The 24,037-nt window shown below is 39.4% G+C and carries 23 protein-coding genes; 6 read left to right on the top strand and 17 right to left on the bottom strand.

Annotation, left to right across the window (positions count from 1 at the left end; all coding sequences use genetic code 11):
* Positions 1 to 3 precede the first annotated feature (3 nt).
* From FC73_RS03065 to FC73_RS03005, 13 genes are all read right to left on the bottom strand, one after another.
* Positions 4 to 996, bottom strand: coding sequence for an NAD(P)-dependent oxidoreductase (locus tag FC73_RS03065; protein ID WP_010022422.1), 993 nt, complete (start codon positions 994 to 996; stop codon positions 4 to 6).
* A gap of 276 nt (positions 997 to 1,272) precedes the next feature.
* Positions 1,273 to 2,031: an NADP-dependent (R)-specific alcohol dehydrogenase gene (locus FC73_RS03060; RefSeq protein WP_010022420.1), complete on the bottom strand. Its 759-nt coding sequence runs from the start codon at positions 2,029 to 2,031 to the stop codon at positions 1,273 to 1,275.
* A 111-nt stretch (positions 2,032 to 2,142) separates the two neighbouring features.
* Positions 2,143 to 2,586, bottom strand: a complete 444-nt coding sequence (locus FC73_RS03055) for an aggregation-promoting factor C-terminal-like domain-containing protein (protein ID WP_010022419.1) — start codon at positions 2,584 to 2,586, stop codon at positions 2,143 to 2,145.
* A gap of 108 nt (positions 2,587 to 2,694) precedes the next feature.
* Positions 2,695 to 3,528 carry an SDR family oxidoreductase gene (locus tag FC73_RS03050; protein WP_010022418.1) on the bottom strand — a complete coding sequence of 278 codons (834 nt, stop codon included), beginning with the start codon at positions 3,526 to 3,528 and terminating at the stop codon, positions 2,695 to 2,697.
* A gap of 82 nt (positions 3,529 to 3,610) precedes the next feature.
* Positions 3,611 to 4,642: a glycosyltransferase gene (locus tag FC73_RS03045; RefSeq protein WP_010022417.1), complete on the bottom strand. Its 1,032-nt coding sequence runs from the start codon at positions 4,640 to 4,642 to the stop codon at positions 3,611 to 3,613.
* Positions 4,643 to 4,671: 29 nt separating this feature from the next.
* A complete protein-coding gene (locus FC73_RS03040) occupies positions 4,672 to 5,796 on the bottom strand; it encodes a glycosyltransferase family 4 protein (protein ID WP_010022416.1) in 1,125 nt (374 codons plus the stop codon).
* 27 nt (positions 5,797 to 5,823) lie between these two features.
* Complete coding sequence (locus FC73_RS03035) at positions 5,824 to 7,248, bottom strand: flippase (RefSeq protein WP_010022414.1); 1,425 nt, start codon at positions 7,246 to 7,248, stop codon at positions 5,824 to 5,826.
* 2 nt (positions 7,249 to 7,250) lie between these two features.
* Entirely contained in the window at positions 7,251 to 8,369 is a 1,119-nt protein-coding gene (gene glf / locus FC73_RS03030; protein ID WP_010022412.1) for a UDP-galactopyranose mutase, read from the bottom strand.
* Positions 8,370 to 8,549: 180 nt separating this feature from the next.
* Positions 8,550 to 9,386, bottom strand: a complete 837-nt coding sequence (locus FC73_RS03025) for a GT-D fold domain-containing glycosyltransferase (RefSeq protein ID WP_010022411.1) — start codon at positions 9,384 to 9,386, stop codon at positions 8,550 to 8,552.
* Between the two features lie 9 nt (positions 9,387 to 9,395).
* The gene (locus tag FC73_RS03020) at positions 9,396 to 10,358 is read right to left on the bottom strand and encodes a glycosyltransferase family 2 protein (RefSeq protein ID WP_010022410.1); all 963 of its coding nucleotides are present in this window, start codon (positions 10,356 to 10,358) and stop codon (positions 9,396 to 9,398) included.
* Between the two features lie 15 nt (positions 10,359 to 10,373).
* Positions 10,374 to 11,159, bottom strand: coding sequence for a DUF4422 domain-containing protein (locus FC73_RS03015; RefSeq protein WP_010022409.1), 786 nt, complete (start codon positions 11,157 to 11,159; stop codon positions 10,374 to 10,376).
* A 12-nt stretch (positions 11,160 to 11,171) separates the two neighbouring features.
* The gene (locus FC73_RS03010; protein ID WP_010022408.1) at positions 11,172 to 11,837 is read right to left on the bottom strand and encodes a sugar transferase; all 666 of its coding nucleotides are present in this window, start codon (positions 11,835 to 11,837) and stop codon (positions 11,172 to 11,174) included.
* A gap of 94 nt (positions 11,838 to 11,931) precedes the next feature.
* On the bottom strand, positions 11,932 to 12,909 hold the full coding sequence (locus FC73_RS03005) for an LCP family protein (protein ID WP_010022407.1): 978 nt from the start codon (positions 12,907 to 12,909) through the stop codon (positions 11,932 to 11,934).
* Positions 12,910 to 13,071: 162 nt separating this feature from the next.
* On the opposite strand from FC73_RS03005, the gene greA reads away from it, so the two are divergent.
* From greA to FC73_RS06975, 6 genes are all read left to right on the top strand, one after another.
* Positions 13,072 to 13,560 carry a transcription elongation factor GreA gene (gene greA, locus FC73_RS03000; protein ID WP_010022406.1) on the top strand — a complete coding sequence of 163 codons (489 nt, stop codon included), beginning with the start codon at positions 13,072 to 13,074 and terminating at the stop codon, positions 13,558 to 13,560.
* A gap of 158 nt (positions 13,561 to 13,718) precedes the next feature.
* The gene (locus tag FC73_RS02995; RefSeq protein ID WP_010022404.1) at positions 13,719 to 15,860 is read left to right on the top strand and encodes an ATP-dependent Clp protease ATP-binding subunit; all 2,142 of its coding nucleotides are present in this window, start codon (positions 13,719 to 13,721) and stop codon (positions 15,858 to 15,860) included.
* A gap of 176 nt (positions 15,861 to 16,036) precedes the next feature.
* Positions 16,037 to 17,953, top strand: a complete 1,917-nt coding sequence (locus FC73_RS02990; RefSeq protein ID WP_010022403.1) for an acyltransferase family protein — start codon at positions 16,037 to 16,039, stop codon at positions 17,951 to 17,953.
* An 87-nt stretch (positions 17,954 to 18,040) separates the two neighbouring features.
* The gene (locus tag FC73_RS02985; RefSeq protein WP_010022402.1) at positions 18,041 to 18,745 is read left to right on the top strand and encodes a TVP38/TMEM64 family protein; all 705 of its coding nucleotides are present in this window, start codon (positions 18,041 to 18,043) and stop codon (positions 18,743 to 18,745) included.
* Between the two features lie 81 nt (positions 18,746 to 18,826).
* Positions 18,827 to 19,915, top strand: a complete 1,089-nt coding sequence (locus FC73_RS02980) for a baeRF3 domain-containing protein (RefSeq protein WP_010022401.1) — start codon at positions 18,827 to 18,829, stop codon at positions 19,913 to 19,915.
* Between the two features lie 71 nt (positions 19,916 to 19,986).
* The gene (locus FC73_RS06975; RefSeq protein ID WP_010022400.1) at positions 19,987 to 20,148 is read left to right on the top strand and encodes a hypothetical protein; all 162 of its coding nucleotides are present in this window, start codon (positions 19,987 to 19,989) and stop codon (positions 20,146 to 20,148) included.
* Between the two features lie 65 nt (positions 20,149 to 20,213).
* On the opposite strand, the gene FC73_RS02975 is transcribed toward FC73_RS06975, so the two are convergent.
* From FC73_RS02975 to FC73_RS02960, 4 genes are read right to left on the bottom strand one after another with little or no spacing between them, the layout of a single operon-like run.
* Positions 20,214 to 21,362 (bottom strand): ArgE/DapE family deacylase, encoded by a 1,149-nt coding sequence (locus FC73_RS02975; protein WP_010022398.1) that lies wholly within the window; start codon positions 21,360 to 21,362, stop codon positions 20,214 to 20,216.
* A 31-nt stretch (positions 21,363 to 21,393) separates the two neighbouring features.
* Positions 21,394 to 22,098 carry a methionine ABC transporter permease gene (locus FC73_RS02970; protein WP_010022396.1) on the bottom strand — a complete coding sequence of 235 codons (705 nt, stop codon included), beginning with the start codon at positions 22,096 to 22,098 and terminating at the stop codon, positions 21,394 to 21,396.
* A complete protein-coding gene (locus tag FC73_RS02965) occupies positions 22,098 to 23,153 on the bottom strand; it encodes a methionine ABC transporter ATP-binding protein (protein ID WP_010022395.1) in 1,056 nt (351 codons plus the stop codon). The genes FC73_RS02970 and FC73_RS02965 overlap by 1 nt, the downstream gene beginning before the upstream one ends.
* Before the next feature lie 9 nt (positions 23,154 to 23,162).
* Positions 23,163 to 24,002 (bottom strand): MetQ/NlpA family ABC transporter substrate-binding protein, encoded by an 840-nt coding sequence (locus tag FC73_RS02960; RefSeq protein WP_010022394.1) that lies wholly within the window; start codon positions 24,000 to 24,002, stop codon positions 23,163 to 23,165.
* Between the last annotated feature and the right edge of the window lie 35 nt (positions 24,003 to 24,037).

Genomic DNA, 24,037 nt, shown 5'->3' with positions numbered 1-24,037 from the left:
TCCTTAGTTTACTGGATGCAATGGTTTACCAGTTGCAAGCACTTGTTTGAAGTTCTCAAAACTAATCCGAACCATGTCTTTATTGGCTTCCTCGGTAAATGCTCCCATATGAGGTGTCACGATGACATTTGGATAATTCTTCATCAATTTCTTGTCTTCAGCACTTGGAACGTCGTCCAAACTGTTGAATTCTTTCCCAATGACTTCGCCCTCATCAAGCAAAACATCGGTTCCATAACCACCAATTTGAAAGTTTTCAACGGCATCAGCGACAGCATTACTATCAACTACCCCACCACGAGCCGTGTTAACCAAAATGGCATCATTCTTCATTTGGTCCAATTCTGGTTTACCGATTAATTTTTCGGTTCCAGAAGTTAACGGAACATGGATGGAAACAATATCTGACTTAGCTAACAGTTCATCCATCTCCACAAATTTAACGGCTTGATTGTCTGGGTTTGGATGACGTTGGTACGCTAAAACGTTAGCACCAACCGCATCATACATCTCAGCTTCGGCCGTTCCAATTCTCCCAGCTCCGATAATTCCAACCGTAGAGTCATGAATCTCACGACTAAAGTAGAGGGGCAGGATCCGAAAGTCAGCATCATGCGTGTTAGCAGTAGCTTGAGCTACATGACGGAAAAGCGTCATTCCAAGTGTGAACGCAAGACCAGCAACTGAATGTGGCGAATAGTCGGGTACATTAGCCACTTTGATCCCTTTAGCAGTGGCTTCTTTAACATCAATATTATTAATGCCAACGGCACGGGTAAACAAGTACTCAACGCCATAGTCAGCTAAATGATCAACAATTTTAGCGTCCGCATTGCACATCCCATCGATCAAGACACCATTTGATCCCTGGGCCTGGATCACATTAGCCATCGTTAATCTCTCTTTAACAAACTTTAGTTCAAAACTTGTTTGATTATAATCTTCAAAATATTGCTTCTGCATTGCATCAGCATGGTAAATAGTTATTTTAAACATTGATCTATCTCCTTATTTTAACAACTCAATTATGAATTAAACCGTGGTTAAAATGCAATTCTTTTCTCTTATTAAATGCTAAAATGTTCATAACCAATCAGAGGAGAATACTATGGCAAACAAATTTAATAATTTTCATAAAACACAAGTGAAACGAATCGTTGTAATGGCGGTTGTAATGATTATCTTGGTCATTGCTGGCATTTACGCCATCTTAACAAAATAAACCAGAAAAGAAAAAGACGACTGTGAGGTCGCCTTTTTTCATACTAATTTTTATTGAGCCGTGTATCCACCATCAACCACTAACTCACTGCCAGTAGTGAATTCGGATTCATCAGAAGCCAAGTAAACAGCAGCGTATGCAACGTCTTTTGGTTTACCTAAGTGGCCCATTGGAGTCTTGCTTCTTTGTGACATGGCTTTAACAAAGTCTGGTTTAACCATTGGAGTTTGAATGTAGCCTGGGTGAACTGAGTTAACTCGAATGCCGTAATCTTTAAGCGCACAATCTAGTGCAGCTGACTTTGACATCATGCGAACACCACCCTTTGAGGCATTGTAAGCACCCAAATCAGGATCACCAACTAAACCTTCGATTGATGACATGTTTACGATGGAAGCACCAATGTTCTTGTTCTTCATTTGTTTGATTCCTTCACGCATTCCATAGAAAACACCGTCAAGATCAATGCTTAAGACTTTCTTCCATTCTTCAGTGGTAGTATCTTCGATCGACTTGCCAATCGCAATTCCAGCATTGTTAATCAATGTAGTAACTTGACCAAAATCCTTCTCAGTTTCTTCAAACACTTCTGGCCAACGCTCTGGATCAGAAACATCCTGTTTGATAAATTTAGCTGTGTTTGGGTATTCTTTGTTAATTGCATCTGCTGCTTCACGGCCACGATCTTCATTACGCCCAGTAATCGCTACCTTAGCGCCTTCTTTAACAAACATCTCGGCAATGGCATAGCCAATTCCAAGGGTCCCACCAGTAATGATTGCAACTTTGTTCTTTAATCTGTCTGTCATAATATATCCCTCCAATTACATATTTATTCTTAACCTAACCTTACCATTAAAAGCTTCATTAACACGCAAAAAGGCTCATGACTTTTGTCATGAGCCTTATGTACTAAAAGTTTAGTACCAGTTATTATTTTCCCAATGTTTTTTAGCGTTCTTCCAAGATCCATAACGTCCATAAACGTAATTATCGGCAGTCCGTTCTTGATTCTCTTTTGAATAATCGCCGTGCAGGTAAGTTCGACTTAATTGGTACTTACCGTACACTGTTGGGTTAGTTGGATTCTTGGCGTGATAGTCACCACGTGATTCTTGATAAGCAATCCAGTTTTTGGCAGCCCCTTCGGACTTGCTTAACTGAGTTACTGAACTTTCTGACTTAATTACTTTTACGGGTTGTTTCGCCCGTTTTGCTTTCTGAACTTTTTTCTGTCTATTAACGGTGGTGTATCTCGATGAATCAGCATTAACGTCCATGCGCGAACTATTTGCGACTGCTATGCCCGTAGTAAAAATAGCTGCAACACTGACTACTGTTAGAATAATGTGTTTCCAGTTCATGTCTTTTCCTCCTCTCAACATTCAATACGTTAAGGGGTGGAAATTTCAGTAATATTAGGAAAACATTACACGGAGGTTAAAAAAGATTGCAGAAAACGGGTTTTAGTATTATAAAGTGTTCAATAATTGAGCGATGGCCTCATCCCACGTTAGATTTTTAAAATCAGTGTCATTTACCTTGCTCAAATCAAGAATCGGCCATTCTATGACCGTATCATTTCTGGGATTAGTTGGTGTAACATCAATTGAACTATTTTTCTGAATTTTCTGAAACACCTTATAAGAATTCGTCAATCCTTGGTTGGATAAATGATACATTCCGAATGGAAGTTCATTTTCAATAACATATAACATAAATTCAGCTAAGGTCCTTGTCCACGTGATGTTATTAAGCTGTTCATTGGAAACATGCCGAAGACCATTCTCATCGGCGGGAGTTAATAACATGTTCGTAAAGTTCGTGTCATATTTACCAAACAGTTTTGTCGTTCGAATTGTATAGTATTTTGTACTAATCTCTTCGATGGCACGCTCCGCCATCCGTTTCTGCTTACTGTATTCACTGATTGGATTGGGGATGTCCGTCGTCTTATGCGGTTCAGAATTGTCATTTCCATCAAAAACACGATTCGTACTGATGTGGACCAATGTCGCGTTCACATCTCTTGCAGCCAAAGCAACGTACTGGGTTCCAAGAAAATTAACGTTCTGATTGATTGTCTTTCCGGGCTCTTTTTCCGCACTCGCAATGTTCGTGTAACCCACACAATCAAAAACCACCTCTGGTTGATGATCTTTAAAATACCTCATGACCCTATTTTGATCAGTTACATCCATCTCTTTTGAAGATGGAGCATCAAACTCAATTTGTTGTTCGTTTAAAAGATCAGATAGTTCACGACCTAGTTGTCCACTAGATCCAAGCACTAAAACTTTTTTCATACAATCACTCCTAAAAAAATAACGACGTGATAGTCATTAGTTAATATTAACTAATAGATTAACACGTCGTTTTTGATTTGTTTTATTTAATTTTATCAAATACCTTATCAAAAGCCTGTTTAGTGTAGAAACCATCGTGTAACTTCGCTGAAATTGCATGAGCATTATCGACCATTTGATTGAATTCACCATCAGTTACTCGTTTCAAAGACATTGCCAGGTCAGCGATTGAATCCACCGCTAATCCAACATGATGTTCTTCAACGAATTTAGCAATTGCTGACTCCTCCCAGACAATCACTGGCATGCCAGCGCTCAGATATGATGAAGCCTTGTAAGGATTATTGTATCGTAGATAGTCACCAATCTTACCTTCCATACTATCCACACTGTTACCATCCCATACTAGTCCATAACCATGGCCTAACTTTTTCGATAACACATCTGGAGAAACGCTTCCCATGTACTTCAAGGAAGAATTTAACGTTTCTGGATCATCAATATTACCAAAGACATCAAATTGAATGTCCTCAGGAACCTCTAAATATTTTAAGAAAACAGATTTATTCAGGTTTCCAGCGAAGGTGATCTCATCCTTGTACTTAATCCCATTCTTTTTACTATGAACATCAGAAAAATAATCAAAGATTTCAAGGTCAACACACGGAACGTTTAAGCCATTTTCCCTCAATGTATCTGACATGGTGCTATTGGGTGAAATTACCGCTGTAAAGTTATTTAAAAACTCGGCCTCATCTTTGACCGTTTTGAAAGTACTATTAGGAAAACGTAACGAATCGATGTCGTGAATGACAGCCACCGTCTTAACCCGTCGATCATTGAGATATCTCAAGAGGGTTTCTTCAAACTGTTTTCCAGAGTAAATGGGGTATTGAATGACAATTACATCAGTTGATTTTAAGTGATATTTATCAAGTTTGTTGATCCGATAATTGATCAAAAAATGGCGATCAAACTTTCCATATTTGAATTGTTTTAAGTAAGCCATTTGAAAACCATAATCGTTTTCAAGGACTTCATTAATGTCTTCTTTGGGCTTACCAATTCCATCGTTAGCCTTCGAACGGACCACATCAATAATCAATTTTTTCATCAGTTCCACTAAACTCCTTTAAATTCCACCTAATTATCAAATTTATGGGTCAATTTATTAAAGCCATGTTCCCAGGCATCCCAATTTAACTTCGTCTTATACAATCTACGCGCATTTTTTGACATCTTAACCAATTTCTCATGATCATTCGCCAAATCACTAACTGTGTCAGCAAAATCCATGGCTGTTGCCGATCTATTTAACCGATAACCACTGTAATCATTAATTACGTAAGTCCCAATTCCACCGGTATCGTACGTGATGGACGGCAGACCATATTCGGAGGCTTCAGCAAATGCAATGCCCGCACACTCTGCTTTAGTGGGCAGTACAAAGATATCACTTTCATTATAAATCTTAATCATCTTGTCTAAACCAGCGTCAGTGTGTTTAGAAACGAATCCATGAAACTTAATGTTGTCGGGAAATTTCTGATCATCCAGACCGTTTAATCCAATAACATTAATTTCAAATTGATGAGGATACTTCTCATTTAATTTATCCATCATGGAACAGATGACGTCCATTCCCTTTCGTTCCCACTCGACTCCAACAAATAATAACTTCACCTTATCATCAGCCTCTAGTTGATGAGGAACAAATTGATCGGGCAAATTAGCACCAAACGGCAAGACTTTAACCTTACTTTCGTTAATGCCATAGGTTTGCACCGCATCATTTTTAGCCCATTCACTCGCCATCAAAATCAATGCTGACTTATCAAGGGTCGTTTGATCCATTCGGGTATGAATATTGATCTGTTTTTTCGTCAAATGGAACCAATAGTAGTTAATCATCTCGTTAAAAGTTGCATCATTTAAAAAAACAATTGGTATGTCAGTATGAAGAAATTCGATTAAATTATCTTCAGCGGCCACAAAAATAAAATCAACGTCTGAATGACTTTTTAATTTTTGGCTTAATGATTTACCTTCAACTTTGGCAATCCATTCATCGGAAAATGCCTCCAGATCGGGTAATTTAAACCATTTTGTAAACTTACGAATTACTTTTCCACAAAACAGCTTAATGCCAGACGGACGCACCGAAACAACTTCATTTCGTTTGGAAATGACATCATAAATATTACTGGTAGTCCCAGACCAAACGGAAACATCATTTAGTTTATCCTCACTGACAAACGCAATTTTCATTGACTCATAACCTCTTAATATTTTAAGTTAAAACTTCTTTTTGATAATAGTAATTACATCTTTAGACACTTTAGTCTTCAGAACGAAAATCAAAGCCGTATAAACAATGATTCCAAGGAATACCTCGATGATCAAATTAATCCACTTAACTCTTAAAGTGGCATTGAGTAAGAATACGATGGCAAACATCAAAAGACCCGCGATGAAGTACTTAAAGAATCCATGGTACAACTTTCTAAAATCGATCTCGTCTTTAACGGCATATAACTGAATTCCAGTCACCGAAGCCTCAGAAAGAACCGTCGCAACGGCAGTTCCAACCGCTCCCCACAGTAAAATCAAGGGAACGTTGGCTACAATGTTAATAATGGCACCAATAATAACGGAATAATTGTAGGCTTTGTTTTGATTGGTAGGAACGAGGTACTGAACCCCAATCGCATTACTCCACGCAATCATAACCACTACAATTGATTCAATCATCATCAGTGGCACAACTGCCATGAATTTGGGACTAAAGAATAATGGTACAAAGTGGGGTGCTACGGCCGCAATCCCAAAAGCAATTGGAACCGACAAGGCAGTAACGAACTCAAAACTTTGATACAAGTAGTCTTTAACCTTCTCGTGTTTCCCTTGCATAAAGGCATTTGCCACGTGGGGAAGCATCACGGTTCCGGTTGCGGTAACAACCGCCAGCGACAATTTCACGATCTTATCAGACTGATCAAAATATCCTGCCGCAGTGACGGATGTCATGGCACCTAACATAGTCTTATTGACAACCAAATAAATCTGAGTGGCAATCTCCGGAACAAAAAGCACCATCGACGGCCAAAAGTGCTTAAACCAGTGAAAGTTTTTCCAATCCACTTTTCCAAGATATTTTCTCAAACTTGGGAACAAGGTTAAATTCCCGATTAAAAGTGACATGGACAGTATAAATATGTATAACCACAAGTCACTGTATGACTTGACGAACGCAAAAATACTGAAAAGCGTAATAATTTTAACAATGAAATTTCTTAAAACGGTCACGGCAAAGTTCTCAACTCCTTGAAAGAACCAAGAAATATCAAAAGCCGCAGCGAGTAGTGAAAAAGATTGGGCAATGTAATAACTATGATAACGATGAACTAATGCTAAAAAAATGAAAAATGCAATGTAAGCAACGCCAATTGTTACCATTCGCATAAAGAAAATTTCATAAAAAGTGTTAGTCAGCTTCTGCTTATTGTTGCGCACGTACGCAATCTGACGATTTCCGTATAGAGCAACCCCGACACTCCCAAAAATAATGAAATATTGAATATTAGCATTCGTATATGAATTAATTCCGACTCCCTGTGGTCCTAGCACACGAGCTAAGTAAGGTGTCGTTATTAAAGGAACTATCAACACAAATAGTTGATAGGACGCATTATACAAATAGTTCTTAATTACTTTACCCAAATTTATTCACCAAATTCGTTTTTAACTAATCTCAAAGCTGACATAATGGCCTGATCCATGTTGTAGTATCGGTACTGACCTAAGCGGCCACCGAAAAATACATTAGGCACATCTTTTGCAGCCAATTCTGCGTATTTTTTGTATAAAGAACGGTTCTTCTTGTCATCGATTGGGTAATAAGGCTCATCCCCACGATGCCAAGTTTTAGGATATTCATGAGTTATTACCGTCTTATGTTTGTTACCCTTACCAAATTCAAAGTGTTTGTGTTCAATCACTCTGGTGTAAGGAGTTTCAGCGTCCGTGTAATTGACAACAGCATTTCCCTGATAATTATCGACGTCTTTAACTTCAGTATCAAACTTCAAGCTTCGGTACTCAAGGGCTCCTAGTTGATAGTCAAAGAACTGATCGATCATTCCAGTAAAGATAATCCGTTTGCCAGATTTTAAGTATTCATCCTTCTTATCGAAGAAATCAGTATTGGTTTTAACGTCGATTAGGTCACTAGCAAGCATCTTTTCAATGATTTGGGTATAACCACCAATTGGAATTCCCTGGTATGGATCACTGAAGTAGTTATTGTCATAAATGAAACGAACGGGAATTCTTCTAATGATAAAAGCTGGAAGATCAGTTGCCTTTCTTCCCCACTGTTTTTCGGTGTAACCTTTAACTAATTTTTCGTATAAATCAGGTCCAACCAACGAAATAGCTTGTTCTTCAAGATTAGTTGGTCTATCTGGAATGTTAGCATCCCGTTTCTGTTCCTCAATCTTAGCCTTAGCTTCTGCTGGAGTCCTAACACCCCACAACTTGTTGAAGGTGTTCATGTTGAACGGCATGTTGTAGATCTCGCCATGATAGTTGGCAATTGGGCTATTAACGTAGTTGTTAAAGTCAGCAAACTGGTGCACATAATCCCAGATGTCCTTCATCTTGGTATGGAAAATGTGAGCCCCATATTCATGAACCTGGATTCCCTCTACTTCTTTTGTATAGATGTTACCACCAACGTGGTCTCGCTTTTCAATTACCTCAACGTGATTACCACGTTTAGCAGCTTCGTACGCAAACGTTGATCCAAATAATCCTGAACCAACCACTAAATAATCAGTCATGTTATCCTCCAAAATGTAATAGTTTATTGGGGCGTGCCCCACTTAAATTGTTTTGTTTACCACCTGTAAGGTATAAATAACTCACTAGGTAAATTGATAAAAAGAAGTATAATTCTACTTCATTAACAATAATAAAGAATAATAGTACAAGCAATAAAAGATATCACATGCTTGTATTAGTTACCTTTTCACTTCATTAACAGCCTTGCCATTAATTTTAGTTCTTTTTTTGTCACCATTTAAGAACCAAGTATACTCTACATCAAAATGTCCGATATCAAGTACCTGTTTGTTTAGAATCTTAGTTAAATCATACGAGAGAATGGTGGCAGTTGGTCCTAACGCAGCCAGAACTAAATCTGGATCTTCATTTAAGATGGCATGCTTAGACTGACCCAAAATTGTTTCATATTGCTCAAAGGCATTGTGACTAGGACATTCTAATCTCATCACACTGCTGGCACTACTTAACAGATCATTTCCCTCACCAAAATGGGTCTGATCACCTTCGATTACTAAGATACTTTTATTTGAAACGTACTTTTTAAATTCATCAAAAACGTACTTAGCAATTTTCTTATCTTTCAAATCCATGTAGGGACGCGTCACACTAGTGTTGAAGTACATTTTAGAAAAATCTAAATCAGAAAGCCATTGTTTACCGTACATCCCCATTTCACGTTCCCAATACTTGTTGGCGTTCATGATATCAGGATTTTTAAAGGCCTGTGGTAATCCAATTCCATGTCGCTTCAAATCAGAATGAAGAACCTCTAAAAGCCGTTGACTCAATTCTTTTGAATCATGTTCAAAAGACTCTTGCCCAGTCATATTGATCCACTTGAACTCACCGTCACCAAAGCGACTAAGGGAAATGTGATCCTTCGTAATCGCATCAATTGTTTGCTCAATTGACTTAATTTTTAAAGTCTGAAACTGCCGTTTATATTTAATTTGATAAATTGGGATGTAGACTGCATCGTTAAATGCCTTGTACATAAAGGATTTTAGATTCAAATCTGATCCTCACTTTCGTTTTGAATACAACTTAATGTAAGTTTTAGGCATCATAAACGCCAGCATAATTGCACTTACATACTTTTTGCTGAGCTCCTTTAGATATGATGAATTAATCAAGGGTCGCAGGATTAAGCGTTGATCTTGCACATCCCACTTCGGATTATTCAAAATATTGCGGTGAACATAAAACAAGTCGATCCGTGCCTTAAAGCTTCTAAAATACTTTTCTAACTCAGGTCGATTGGCAATTAACTTACTTACCTTATCAATATACTCATTGCACTTGTCCAACAACTCAGGATCGTATGTATTTGTCGTTGATCCCTCATGCTTATTTAACAGGTACATTGGCTGATTAACGTAGCCAATCTGTTCCCAGTTAATCGCTAACAGATATTGAAGGACAAACAGACTATCCTCAAAAAAATTCTTGTTACTCATCAGAATGTGATTATCATCAATGATCTTTTTAACAAAAATCTTATTCCACAAACCAACATCCATTTCTTGGTTTTTAGTAAGGTAATCACCAAGTAGTTGATCGTCACTAGTGGCGGTTTCCATAACTGACTGATCCTCAACTTCAACTCGGCCGTTGGGAAACTGCTTCTCAATTCCCGCAATCACTAGCTGCATATCTTTAATTTTTTCTCCCATGGCCTGGATGTATCCTGGCAAATACTCATCATCATCGTCAGAAAACATGATGTATTTCCCAGAGGCATGCTTGATGCCTTGATTTCTGGCCTCAGCCTGATACTTATGATCAGTATAAAAAAGTTGGATGCTCTTGTTTTGGAGCATCCGTGACTTGATAATATTCACAGTGTCATCAGAGGACCCATCATCAATAACCAAAAGCTCAAAACTAAAATCAGTTTCCTGATTAAAAATGGAATCAATCGCTTTTCCAATTGATTTTTCCGAATTAAAACTTGGCATGATAATACTAATGTCATAGTTAGTCATTAATGAATCCTCTTTCTAGTAGTGTGTCTCGTCTTTTCCAACGTTACTGGAAAATTTCCGTTTCACAAATCCCCACGCCTTTTTAACGAGGTGCCGGTCACCGATCTGAATCCAGTTACACTCAGTGTACTTAACGTGATTTTTATCAATCCAGACATCCATCAAAACTTCAGATAGATAGCCAAAAACCCGTGCTTCTTGAACCGAATAGTTTGAAATGTCGATCCGCTTTTCGACGTTAAACAAAATGTTAAAAAGCCATTTGCAGTAGTCATCGAAGTAGTTTGTCTTCATGATAAACATGTTAAACATATGAGCTGAACGACGATGCATGACCTTATCAAAACTTCCGAGGTAATCTGGATCAATCGCAGAAATTACCTTCCGTGTCTCTTCCAAGGGCTCCTTGTAGTGAGAATGAACGTAATGAGAATAGATCGTTTCCACCACGTAATAACGCTTACGGGGTAAGATCACTGGTGCTTTTTCAAGCATTTTTTCAACCTGCTTTTGTGTCAAAACCTTATCAAGTGATCGATCAAGGTGTTTACTAAAAAGTCGGCGATAGTGAACAAGTCCAATGGCATCCACATTGTGTAAATTCTCCCAGGCCCAGTAGATGGCAGTTAGTTCATTATAGTTTGGGTTCTTAGCTGAAATGTTTTCGCCTTGATTATCAAGTTGAAAGCCCTGCTGACCATGATAGTTCTTATCGGCTCCAACCAGAACCGGTAGGTATAAACTTCGATCCTTTGGCATAGGAGCATCCTTATGTGCTGCCACCAAAATTGCAATTTTCATCCTTAAACCCCTTTAATATGCCGCGTTTGGCACGACCATAATCTGAACCGTCTTACATATAATCTTAAGATCAAACCAGAAACCACTATTCATAATATAAACAATATCTAAATAAACCATGTCATCAAAACCAACGTTATTACGCCCAGTTACCTGCCACAAGCCAGTGCAACCCGGTTTAACTAATAAACGTTGACGATCATATTCCGTGTATTCAGCCACTTCTTTTGGAAGTGGTGGACGTGGTCCCACTAGTGACATTTCACCAATCAAGACGTTCACCAACTGAGGAAGTTCATCCAAACTATATTTTCGAATAAAACGACCAACTCGGGTAACCCGGGGGTCGTCTTTCATCTTAAACATGGCTCCATCAACCTCATTAAATTTTTTAAGTTCAGCTAATTTTTGGTCAGCGTTGGGAATCATTGAGCGGAACTTATACATCTTGAAAATATCTCCGTTGCATCCAACCCGTTCTTGCGTATAAAAGACCTTTCCATGGGATCCATCAAACTTAATTAAAATACTAAGCACTAGGAATAAAGGACTTAATAGAATAAGTCCAAGGGAACTGGCAATAATGTCAAATATTCTTTTACACGTGAAGTAGACGGGGCGATCTTGGACTTTTTTAGGGTCAAGCCAGATCGTCTTTCTCTTTATGTTCTCTTCCATGCATCACGACTCCTTCATCCTTAGTTCTAATTACCCTTTTACGCCAAAATGTTCTCCTCATACACTCAGGAGAACATCGTGTTTCTATTTAAATCTAGTGATAAGCTGCGCTTCCAGTCTTTGCGGCAGGTAAACCAAGGTTCTTTCGAATAAAGTTAGTCGTCTGCTGCAGTTGACTTTCCGTTGGAACTTGCATTGCTGAGTTCGCAATCATCTGGTTCTCACCCTGTAAATGATTATCAACAAAGTCACCGTGTTCACGGTACCCTGCTGCAAGTTTCGTCAAATCACTTGAACTTAAGTCTGTTTGACTGGATTTGGCAATGGAACTAATGAAGTCGTTGTTCATTAATTGTGATACCGAAGCACCCTTACCCGCAATGGCTTGTAGAATCTGACGTTGACGCATGGTTCTACCATAGTCACCAGCAGGATCGTCATATCTCATCCGAGAATATGATAGTGCTTCTTTTCCGTCCATCTTAGTTGGTTGACCCTTCTTAAAGGTGTAGCCTTCGTAACTAAACGACAGTGTTGGCGTAATGGTTACTCCACCAACTTGGTCCACAATTTCTTTTAAACCACCCATATTAATGAGGGCATAAAAATCAATCGGCACGTTTAATAGCTTTTCAACCGTCTTAATTGCGGTTCCAGCACTTCCATAGGTGTAAGCTGCATTAATCTTAGATGGTGAATCTTGTGGATATCCAGGAATGTTAACGGCAGTATCACGAGGAATACTAGTTAACGTCATCTTCTTGGTCTCGGGATTAAGAGTAGCAACCATAATGGTATCGGTTCGACCCTTGTAATTCCGATCAAGGGCCCCAGTATCGGTTCCAAGTAACAGAATTGAGACTGGCTTTCTGTGGTTTAATAGGGCGTCGGTATCCCGTGTTTTCTTGATGCCGGCACTCTTATAAGCTTTATTAATTTGATTTGAAGCAGATTTGTACTTGTAAGCACCATATCCTAGAAATGCCAAAACAATGGCAACCACTACAATCACTACTAGAATAATGATGTTACGAGTCTTATGAGATTCTTTCTCCATGTGACGGCTTCTCATATTATTTCTCCTTAGTTAGTTAAAATGAAATCAATTTAGAATTAATCATAGTGTAATAATATCATAAGAGCGCTACTAATCAAACTTTAAATGGGAAATGCAGGCTTTTTACTACCATAATTATGGTAAAATTTGGACGAAAAAAAGACAGAGGTGATCAAGTTGGCTACGTATTTTAATAAAATGACAAAGCACGGCTATCAACAAATTCAAGATGAAATCAAAACGCTTGAAAAAAATCGGCCAGGGAAAATCCAAGCACTTCACGACGCAGCTGCGTTAGGTGACCGTTCTGAAAATGCTGAGTACAGCACTTCTAAAAGAGAACTTCACCAGCTCGAAAATCGATTGCGATACTTTCGTAAGCAGGAACAATATGCGGAAGTGGTTTCAAACCCAAAAAGTGATCAAGTTGGCATTGGAAGTAAGGTTAAGGTTAAGTTTTTAGAAGATGGCGATTCCGATTCCTTCATTATTGTTGGAAAACAAGAAGCGGAGTTCTCTAAACTTGAAGAAAATAAAATCTTTTATGATTCCCCGCTTGGCAAATCACTCTTACATCATCAGGTTGGCGAGACCATTTCAGTCAAAGCCCCAGAAGTGAATTATAAATTAAAAATCTTGGAAATCAGCACTGGTCATGGGAAGTAGTCTGACCAATCCTGACCAATTTCATCAAACATGAGCAAAATACTATGCATCCGACCCATAACTGGTATAATTGAAATTGGAACTAGAGATAAGTTCCTGTTATCTTAAATAGTCATAAAATCACCAAGTGGTGAAAATAGGGAAAGAAGGAATTGCATATGGCAGACAATTTTGGAAATGATCCATTCGGAAACGGAATGGACGATTTATTTAATAGTCTATTAGGTGGTGGCATGGGTCAAAATAACCCTAATGCTCGTTACGTTGTTAACGGTCACGAACTGACACCTGAAGAAGTTGAAGCAATGAGAAAATCAGGTCAAATTCCTGGCCGTGGCGGTCAAAACGGTGGCGGCAACGCCAAGCAACAAAAGAAAGCTGAAAGCTACTTGGACAAAGTTGGTCGTAACCTAACTGATGAAGCTAAACAAGGTTTACTTGACCCAGTTATTGGACGTGACAAAGAAATTCAAGAAACAGCTGAAATTTTGAGTCGTCGTATCAAGAACAACCCGATCTTAGTAGGTGACGCTGGTGTTGGTAAAACTGCCATCGTTGAAGGTTTAGCTCAAAAGATCGTTAAGGGCGATGTTCCTGGTGCTATCAAAGACAAGCAGATTATCTCAATCGACTTATCTTCTCTTGAAGCTGGCACTCAATACCGTGGTGCATACGAAGAGAACATTCAAAAATTAATCAAAGAAGTTGAAGAACGTAAAAACGTTATCCTATTCTTTGATGAAATTCATCAAATTGTTGGTGCCGGTGCTTCAGGTGACGAATCTGGAAGCAAAGGCTTAGCCGACATGATCAAACCAGCTTTGAGCCGTGGTGAGATCTCAGTTATCGGTGCTACTACTCAAGACGAATACAGAAACACCATCATGAAGGACTCTGCTCTTGCACGTCGTTTCAATGATGTTACTGTTAACGCTCCAAGCAAAGCAACCACGCTTGAAATCTTAAAGGGTATCAAGAAGGCTTACGAAGACCATCACCAAGTTACATTACCTGACGATGTTCTAAAAGCTGCTGTTGACTACTCTGTTCAATACATCCCTCAACGTTCATTACCTGACAAGGCAATTGACTTGATCGATATGACTGCTGCTCACTTAGCTGCAAAACACCCTGTTACTGACAAGGTTACCCTTGAAAGTGAATTAAAGGCTGCTAAGAAAGAAAAAGATGATGCTGCTAAGGCTGAAAAGTATGAAGACGCTGCCAAAGCTAAGACTAAGATCGAAGACATCCAAAAGAAACTTAAGAGTGACGACACTAACACTGAACGTCCAGTTGCCAAAGTATCTGACATTGCTGCCTCAGTTGAACGATTAACTGGTATTCCAGTTTCACAAATGAGTGCTAACGATCTTGAAAGATTGAAAGGCATGGATACTAGACTTAAGGGTCGTGTTATTGGACAAGACCAAGCTGTTGATTTAGTTGTTAACGCTATTCGTAGAAACCGTGCTGGTTTTGACGAAGGTAACCGTCCAATCGGTTCATTCTTATTCGTTGGACCTACTGGTGTTGGTAAGACCGAATTAGTTAAGCAATTAGCTAAAGACATGTTCAACGATGAAAACTCAATCATTAGACTTGATATGTCAGAATACCAAGATGTAACTGCTGTATCTAAGTTAATTGGTACTTCAGCTGGTTACGTTGGTTACGGTGACAATGGTAATACCCTTACTGAACAAGTAAGAAGAAACCCATACTCAATCGTATTGCTTGATGAAATTGAAAAAGCTAACCCACAAGTAATTACCCTATTACTTCAAGTTATGGATGATGGTCGTTTGACTGATGGTCAAGGTAACGTGGTTGACTTTAAGAACACTGTTATCATTGCTACTTCAAATGCCGGATTCGGTAACGATTCAATGAGCAAGAACAACAAGAAGGATATGTCAATTATGGACCGTTTGGCTCCATACTTCAGACCTGAATTCTTGAACCGATTCAATGCTATCGTTGAATTTTCACACTTGACTAAGGAAGACTTAAGCAAGATTGTTGATCTTATGATCGGTAACTTAAACGACACCTTAGCTCAAAAAGACATGGAACTTTACGTAACTCCAGATGCTAAGAAATGGTTGATGGACCAAGGTTACGATGAAGCCATGGGTGCTCGTCCATTACGTCGAGTAATCGAACAACAATTAAGAGATAAGATTGCGATGTACTACTTGGATCACCAAGATGTTAAACATCTTAAGGCTGACCTTAGAAAAGACACCATCGAAATCACTAAGAACACTGACAAAACCAAATTTGCTAGTGGTGACTAATTAAATTAGTTTGATTCTAAAAAAGACCCATCATCATTGATGGGTCTTTTTTTGTACGATGATTTATTTCTTAAGATTTGCTGAAAGCCATATACAGTGCGGCTTTAGAGTGCTAGACTTTTCAATATTGTGAAGAAGTATACTAATAAATAAATTAATTTCAAGGATCCAATAATATGAATAATAAAACTCCAAAACGTCGGTTCATTACCGGCTTCACCGGCTTACGGGCACTCGCCGTTATCTGTGTCATTCTGTACCACTTGTCACCTAGCGTATTTACTGGAGGATACCTGGGTGTTCCGGTATTCTTGACGTTGTCAGGTTACCTTGTCACTGATCATCTTATCAGTGAGTATCACGCCACGGATCACTTCCGTTACGGATTCTTTTGGCAAAAACGCCTCAAACGTCTCTACCCGACGCTCATTACAATGTTGTTTGCAACGGCTGCCTACATAACGTTGTTTCAACGCAATCTACTTGCGAATTTATGGCAGAGTGTCGTATCGAACCTAGCTTACGTGTACAACTGGTGGGAAATCATGAATGGTCAATCGTACTTCCAGAATTTTGCAGGAAGTGCGTCTCCCTTTACACACCTTTGGACCCTTGCAATTGAAGGTCAATTTTACTTAATTTGGCCTTTGATTGCATACTTCTTACTTAAAAAATTTCACGGTAATAAGCATCCGATCTTTTTCATGGCGATTGCACTTTCAGCCCTATCAGTGATCCTCATGGCCGTTTTATATCAACCAGGCAAGGATCCAAGTCGAGTTTACTATGGAACTGATACCCGGATGTTCTCAATTCTTTTTGGAGCTGCTCTAGCTGTCTTTTGGACCAGCACCCAGAAAAAGGATGATGACCAACAAAAATCATTTTTACTGGACGTCTTTGGTTTAGTCGGAATGATTGGAATGGGTTGGATCATCTTTACGACTGGCTCACAATCACCGTTTTTGTATCGTGGCGGAATGGCCTTGTTCTCAATCTTCACTGTGATGGCAATGATGGCCATTGTTCATCCTAATAGCCACTGGAACCGCATTCTAACTAACAAGTTATTCAACTGGATTGGATCTCGGAGTTACGAAATCTATGTTTACCAATTCCCTGTCTTTGTCTTTTTTGCCGACAAGTTCAAGGACGTGGCCGATCATCAATGGCTGTATGCCATTATTGAAATTGCGATTATCATTGTCATTTCAGAATTGTCATACCGCTTTATTGAGGTGCCACTTGCCAAATATGATTACCATCACGTCATCGACTTCTTCAAGACCCTCTTCCACATTGGTAAGATGAGTCTTGATGAGATTGAAAACTGGATCATTTCATGTTTCAAGCATCACCTGATCTTAAAGATGGCCGCAATTGTTGTCCTTGCCATCGGAACGGTTGGAATTTTCCAGTCCACCACGGTTAATCCCAAGGCGGCTAATCACACTCAACTAGCTAACCGGATTCAAAAGAATTCGAAGTCTCAGAACAAGCACAACGAAAAACTGGCTAAAGAGATTAAATCAGGGAAGAAAACGAAGAACACCAAGGTTAATAAGAAACTCGAAAAAGACGGCTTAACTAAGCCCCAACTTCAAGAAGCCCAAAATCTTTCTGGGAGTGCCATTGGTGATTCCGTCATGTTGTCTGGTCGCGATAACTTGCAAAAGATTTTCCCCAAGCTCTACATTGATGCCCAAACTTCACGTCATCCTCAAGACGGTGTTGCCATTATAAAGAGTCTGGAACAACAGGGTCTGCTTGGTAAAAACGTCATCATTGGACTTGGAACCAACGGAGCCATTAACGATCAGACAATGAAGCAATACATGGAGATTGCTGGCAAGAATCGTCACGTCTTCTGGATCAATACGTACGTTCCAACTCAACCATGGCAGAATCAAGTCAACTCATTCTTAAATAAAGCACAAAAGAAGTATAAGAACCTGTACGTCATTGACTGGTATGATTACGCTAAGAATCATCCCCAGTATCTCTATCAGGATCAGACGCATCCTAACGTACAAGGAACACCAAAGTATGCTTCGTTTATCGCTCAAAATGTTTTAAAACATGCCGAAAAATAATTTATAAACCAACCAAAATGGTTGGTTTATTTTTTTCAGAAAGAATAGACGTAACGATGATTTTCTTATAAGATATAGCTATAACACTTGGAGGAGTCTTTTATCATCATTGAATTCATTAAAGAACACCGCATGGACATCCTAAAATATCTCGCGATTATCATCGCCGTCCTCTTCTTCTACATCCTTTTCATGGACTACTGGCCTGAAATTAAGATGATGTTTAATCCAGCTACCCGTGGCACTGCTATCCAAGAAATTCGTGATCATGGTGTAGTGGATGCCGTCCTCTTGATCTTCCTTTTATACATTCTGACACTGATTCCTGGCGCACCAGTGGCGGTAGTCGGGGTCATCTCCGGCATCTGTTTTGGCAAATGGTTTGGAATTATCATTAACATCATCGGCCTATCTGCTGGTAACCTTGGAACCACTAAAATTGTCTCCTCGTTTAAAGGAATGAGTAAAAAGTATAAGGACAATAAATACGCCCAACACTTCAAGAATCTTAAGCACCCCCTATTGGGTCTAATTATCGGATATTCAATTCCCATTATTCCCACTTACTTGGTAAGTTTTCAGGCCAATCAAGACAAGGAGCGTTTCACTAGCAAGGACGTTAAGATCGCAACCGTTTTAGGAAGTGTACCAATCTCGGTTATATACTCTCTTGGTGGTGATACGATCCTTCAGGGAAGCTTCAAAAAGTTAATGGTTCTATTGGCCATCATCGTTATTTTTGCCTTAATTGTGTACTTCATGGTCAAACGGCTTGTCACTGACAAACTCTAATTGAGGTATCCGTTTCCAATTGGTTGCAAAAATGGTAATATAGTAGAGTATAGTAACAATTTATTAATGGAGGTTTTCATCATGGCTAAGCATGACAAAAAAGATCAAATCAAAAACTTGCTTGACTTGGAATCTGACAACGGCCCAGTTTTAACAATTACTGTTCCTTTGGATCCTAAGGAAGACAATACTCGTAGAGATAACACCCAAATTAACAGTTTGGTTGACACTGCTAAGAAAGCATTTCAAAAGCAATATAAACCAGAACTTTGGAACGCCTACGATTTTCAAATTAAGAACTACTTAAAGACTTTACAACCTAAGTCAACAATCGCTAAGGGTATCATCATGTATGTAACTAACGATTCAATCGAAGTTGCACAATTGAACTATGCCCCACAAACCGCATTCTCATTCTCAGACAGATTACAAATCTTACCAATCGTAAGACAATACCAATTTGTTCCTGATTTTGACATGTTGTTCTTACAACGTGACGATTTCAAGGTATTTCACGTTAACGACCTAAACGTCATTGATGATGATACTGACACTCCAGATCCATTCGATTCAGATAAGACTGAGACTGAAACTCAGGACGATCCTCGAAAGAATGGCGCTAAGTGGGATACTCACGAATACTACGAACTCGTTGACAAATATGTTCAAAAGCATGTTTCAAACAAAGATCACAATCCATTAGTAGTTGTTGCAAACGCTGAAGACGAAGGTCGTTTCAACCGTGCTACTCATAACCCATACGTGGTTGAAGACAAACACGTTGAAATGGATGCTGCCGTTAAGAATGCCGGCGAAAACGTCCAAGAAGTTGCTCAAACCATTCACGATAACTTCGTTTCTGATGGTGAGAAGTCAATGAAGAACGTCTACGACAAAGCTGATGGTGCTAAAAAGACCACTGATGACTACGATCAAATCTTAAAGGCTGCTATCGACGACCGAATCGCTAACCTAATCATCCAACAAGATGCTTACGTTGAAAGCAAAGACAACGGTGAAGACGTTGAAGTCAACTCCGAAGGTTCACGTCCAGCTAACGAATTAAACTCATTAGCATTGACTGTTCTTGGTCTTGATGGTGACGTTACCGTATTGCCTGCTAGCGATATGCCAACTGACAAGAAAGTTTCAGCTATCTTAAGATGGTAATTTTAAATAATAAAAAAAGAAGTCTCGATTGAGGCTTCTTTTTTTATTGAAATAAATTAATTGAGGAAATCATGAAAAATAAAATATCTAAAAAACAAGCTAAAGAATTACAAAGAATCCAAGAACATTTAATGGATCCCAAAAACCGTAAAAGAATTAATGAAGAAGCTAATAAAAAAGTAACAGATAACCCCAAGGTAATAAAAGCACTCAAGATGCTTTCTAAGATATAAATAATTATATAAAAATACTAAATACGCAACAAAGGCCTTGAACTCACCGTTCAAGGCCTTTGTTTTTACTTTTTTGCAAAGAAATCATTCGCAATATCCTGATAGGCATCAATCGTATCAAGATAACTCGATAGCGTCGTATACTCATTAATCTGATGCGACGTATTATTCTTGTCAGGTCCCAACAAGATCACAGCCATCTGGTCGTTTTCCTGAACGTAAACACTGGCATCGGTTGCACCGTTGTTCACGATCAGCTCAGAATCATGATTATGGTAATCTTTCTTAGTAACTTGATAAGCATCCTGCACAAACGAATTGTTTTTATCGGTTTCAATTGGATAGAAATTGTGAATCAATTTGAATTCGAGATGATATGGGGTCTTATCGTTGATTTTATCAACGGCCGTTTGGATTAATTCAATCACGTTATCGTTGTTAAAGGAAGGTGTAGGACGAACATTACCCAGCAAGCTAGCGGATCCGGGGATGATGTTAACCTGTTCCCCACCGTTAATCACCGTAATACTGTGCTGAACTTTACCAAGTACGGGATCAACGGGCAGATCATCAAATAGTCTTGGCTCAGCTTGAATGTATTTCACCAGACCGGTAATTGCGTTCAACCCTAGGTCTGGAGTGGAACTGTGGGCTGGTTTCCCAGTACTCGTAATCTGGTAGTTCAAACTACCAGAATGAGCGTAGGTTACATCCCCATCAGACGGTTCACCGACAATCATGGCGTCCACGTCGTCAATGTACTTTGATTCGATCTTATAAGCACCCGGGGCACCAAACTCTTCCCCTGACGTAGCAATCAAACGAATCTTGCCGTTTGGAACTTGGCCCTTATCGGCCAACTCACACAACGCAATCACTTCAGAAGCAAGACCACTCTTCATGTCAGCGGCCCCACGTCCATAGATTTTGTCACCCACGATCTCACCTTTGAAGGGATCGCGTTTCCAATTTTCCGGATGAGCAACCGCCACCGTGTCTTGATGGCCTTCTAAAGCCAGCACCTGATCTGACTCACCAGTCCCAAGTTCCGCAATTAAGTTTGCGCGGCCGTCGTCAAACGGAAAAATCTTACTGTCAATTCCATGCTTTTTAAGTAGTTTTGACAAGTATTCTGAGATCTCAATTTCATTACCATTCACAGATTTAATCTGAATCAAATCCTGTAAAATTTTGATTTTCTCTGCTTTTTCCATTCTGAAACACCTTTCTTTAAATCATCATTTATTAACCTTGATCAGCGTGATTAGCGAACTTAGCCCAAACATCACCAACAACTTGAATAATGAGAACCATGATCACAACGAGAATGGTAGCGACCAAGGTAGTGTCATTAGCGAATCGGTTGTAACCGTAAGAGATGGCCATGTTTCCAAGACCACCAGCACCGATGGCACCGGCCATAGCGGTCAAACCAACTAAACTAATCAATGTCACGGTTGAAACCCGAATCAACTCTGAACGAGCTTCACTGAGGTAAACGCCGAAGATTAGATCCCAGTTTGTGGCCCCCAGTGATTCAGCTGACTCAATAATGCCATGATCAACACTCTCAAGTGCGACCTGAACTTGCCGCGCATAGAACGGAAAGACACCGACTGACAATGGAACCAAAGCAGCTGTCGTTCCGATTTGAGTTCCAACGATCTTCTGGGTCACTGGCGCAATGAAAGCCAGTAAGATGATAAATGGAACGGCACGGAACAATGATACAACTTTATCAATGATCCAGAACAGTGGATGACATGGCATAATTCCGTTATCCGCAAATATTACTAAACAAACTCCGAAAATAATTCCCGCAATTCCACCAAAAATTGCTGACCAAAACGTCATGTAAATTGTCTGATTAACGGCTGTGATCCAGCCTTCTTCACCATTTAATCCCTGTGACACTACATTAGGAAAATGAGTTGCAAACCAAGCTCCCATTATTCTGCCTCCTTCAATTCAGTGACCTTGATGTTTTGACCCTCAAGGTACTTCACAGCTGCTTCCTGATCCTCTTTACCACCGAGTAAATCAACGATCAACGTTCCAACTACCTGTTCACCTAGTTTTTCGATATTACTATAGATGATACTAGCGGAAATGTGGAACTTTTCATACAGACTAACAATGATGGGATCATTAATGTCAGCTGACAGGTAGGTCAGCTGAATCAAGTTCCGTTTATTCACGTCAATGTTCATCGACTTTAGGATTTCCAGGGCGTTGAAACTGTTACCAACAATCTTTCTCGTGGTTGGATTCTTCGAATCAACGAAGATTTCAAGCAAATCACCAACGTCAACGACTTTCCCGTCACTCATGATGGCAACCTGTTGACAGATTCGCTTGATAGCTTCCATTTCATGGGTAATCAGGATGATCGTCAAACCATATTTCTCATTTAATTCTTTCAGCAAGTCCAAGATTTGATCGGTATTCTTAGGATCAAGTGCGGATGTGGCTTCATCCGAAATCAAAATCTTCGGATCATTGGCAAGTGCCCGAGCGATCGCAACTCGTTGCTGCTGCCCACCGGATAATTGGGACGGATAAGCTTTTAAGTAGTCCCCTAATCCAACGATATCGAGCATTTTCTTGGCCTTGGCCTCTCGTTCTTTTTCCTTTAAACCACTGTGTTTCAGTCCAAACTCTACGTTTCGTTGGACGTTTTGTTCTTCCAAGAGGTTAAAGTGCTGGAAAATCATTCCGATTTGACGTCGTTCATCACGTAGATCTTTGGTACTAATGGATGAAACGTGATCCCCTTCTTTTTTATAGAAGGTCTTTCCAAACACATCAACCTCACCATCGGTGGGTTTTTGTAACAGGTTAATGGTTCGAACTAACGTAGACTTTCCGGCACCAGAATATCCGGCAATCCCGAAGATCTCACCTTTGGGAATTCCAAGCGTTACATCTGAAACAGCGTGAATTACATTCTTTTTTTGTTTGAACGTAACTGAGACGTCCTTGAATTGAACAATATTATTACTCATTGGTTCCTCCTAAAATTTACGATTCCAAGCAGGAATTTCTGTGTTTCCATAGTACTTCTTAACTAACTGCTCAGTCTTCTTAGTCTGAAAGGCTTTAACGACGTCTTGGTAATTCTTGTTATTCTTTTGATCCTTGTTAGCGGCAATCAAGTTAACCCAAATCTTTGAGTCCTTATTAAGTGGCTCAACGTAAATACTTTGTTTCTCACTTAGGTGAGCTGGAGCAGCGTAGGTATTGTTAACGATTGAACCGTCCACACTGTTTAGGACCCGTGGAGTCTGGGAAGCATCCACTTCTTTGAACTTCAGATTCTTCGGATTCTTTTCAATATCATTGAGTCCTAGGAAACCCTTCTTGTCCTTCAAAGTAATGAGGCCAGCATTCTTAAGGAGGTAAAGTGAACGACTTTCATTGGAAGTGTCATTTGGTAGAGCAATCGTTCCACCATTGGGAATGTCTTTTACATTCTTATACTTATTTGAATAGAGTCGGATTGGTGCAATGTACGTGTTACCAACCGATACGATGTTGGTATGATTCTGCTTGTTCCAGTTATCCAGGAAGGCGTAGTGCTGAAACGAGTTCAGATCAATTTCGTGTTGGGTCAACGCCTTGTTGGGTTGGGTGTAATCAGTGAAGTGAGTAAATTGAATGGTCACACCGTATTTCTTCTTGGCGGTTTCAGCAACGGATTCCCAAATCTTGTCGTCCGCTTTCGATCCACTCATTAATCCAACCTTCACGGTCTTTTTACTTTGCTCAGAACGATGTGCAAAACTGAACCATCCTAATCCAACAATGACAACAACGATGACAATTCCAATAATCCATTTTGTACTTCTTTTCATGATGTCCACTTCCTAATTTTATTTGGTTGCCTAAT

The sequence above is a fragment of the Fructilactobacillus fructivorans genome (assembly GCF_001434095.1).
GTDB classification, from domain to species: Bacteria; Bacillota; Bacilli; order Lactobacillales; family Lactobacillaceae; genus Fructilactobacillus; species Fructilactobacillus fructivorans.
The sequence above is the reverse complement of the archived record's forward strand: the minus strand, read 5'-3'. Positions and strand labels throughout refer to the sequence as shown.

What these genes read in the sequence shown, in the direction of transcription:
- FC73_RS03010 (WP_010022408.1), bottom strand. Translation starts at nt 11,837, where the DNA reads ATGGAAGAGAACATAAAGAGAAAGACGATCTGGCTTGACCCTAAAAAA.
- glf (WP_010022412.1), bottom strand. Translation starts at nt 8,369, where the DNA reads ATGACTGATTATTTAGTGGTTGGTTCAGGATTATTTGGATCAACGTTT.
- FC73_RS02960 (WP_010022394.1), bottom strand. Translation starts at nt 24,002, where the DNA reads ATGAAAAGAAGTACAAAATGGATTATTGGAATTGTCATCGTTGTTGTC.
- FC73_RS03065 (WP_010022422.1), bottom strand. Translation starts at nt 996, where the DNA reads ATGTTTAAAATAACTATTTACCATGCTGATGCAATGCAGAAGCAATAT.
- FC73_RS02965 (WP_010022395.1), bottom strand. Translation starts at nt 23,153, where the DNA reads ATGAGTAATAATATTGTTCAATTCAAGGACGTCTCAGTTACGTTCAAA.
- FC73_RS02990 (WP_010022403.1), top strand. Translation starts at nt 16,037, where the DNA reads ATGAATAATAAAACTCCAAAACGTCGGTTCATTACCGGCTTCACCGGC.
- FC73_RS03015 (WP_010022409.1), bottom strand. Translation starts at nt 11,159, where the DNA reads ATGAAAATTGCAATTTTGGTGGCAGCACATAAGGATGCTCCTATGCCA.
- FC73_RS03040 (WP_010022416.1), bottom strand. Translation starts at nt 5,796, where the DNA reads ATGAAAATTGCGTTTGTCAGTGAGGATAAACTAAATGATGTTTCCGTT.
- FC73_RS03005 (WP_010022407.1), bottom strand. Translation starts at nt 12,909, where the DNA reads ATGAGAAGCCGTCACATGGAGAAAGAATCTCATAAGACTCGTAACATC.
- FC73_RS06975 (WP_010022400.1), top strand. Translation starts at nt 19,987, where the DNA reads ATGAAAAATAAAATATCTAAAAAACAAGCTAAAGAATTACAAAGAATC.
- FC73_RS02980 (WP_010022401.1), top strand. Translation starts at nt 18,827, where the DNA reads ATGGCTAAGCATGACAAAAAAGATCAAATCAAAAACTTGCTTGACTTG.
- FC73_RS03050 (WP_010022418.1), bottom strand. Translation starts at nt 3,528, where the DNA reads ATGAAAAAAGTTTTAGTGCTTGGATCTAGTGGACAACTAGGTCGTGAA.
- FC73_RS03060 (WP_010022420.1), bottom strand. Translation starts at nt 2,031, where the DNA reads ATGACAGACAGATTAAAGAACAAAGTTGCAATCATTACTGGTGGGACC.
- FC73_RS02975 (WP_010022398.1), bottom strand. Translation starts at nt 21,362, where the DNA reads ATGGAAAAAGCAGAGAAAATCAAAATTTTACAGGATTTGATTCAGATT.
- FC73_RS03020 (WP_010022410.1), bottom strand. Translation starts at nt 10,358, where the DNA reads ATGACTAACTATGACATTAGTATTATCATGCCAAGTTTTAATTCGGAA.
- FC73_RS03055 (WP_010022419.1), bottom strand. Translation starts at nt 2,586, where the DNA reads ATGAACTGGAAACACATTATTCTAACAGTAGTCAGTGTTGCAGCTATT.
- FC73_RS03045 (WP_010022417.1), bottom strand. Translation starts at nt 4,642, where the DNA reads ATGAAAAAATTGATTATTGATGTGGTCCGTTCGAAGGCTAACGATGGA.
- FC73_RS02995 (WP_010022404.1), top strand. Translation starts at nt 13,719, where the DNA reads ATGGCAGACAATTTTGGAAATGATCCATTCGGAAACGGAATGGACGAT.
- FC73_RS02970 (WP_010022396.1), bottom strand. Translation starts at nt 22,098, where the DNA reads ATGGGAGCTTGGTTTGCAACTCATTTTCCTAATGTAGTGTCACAGGGA.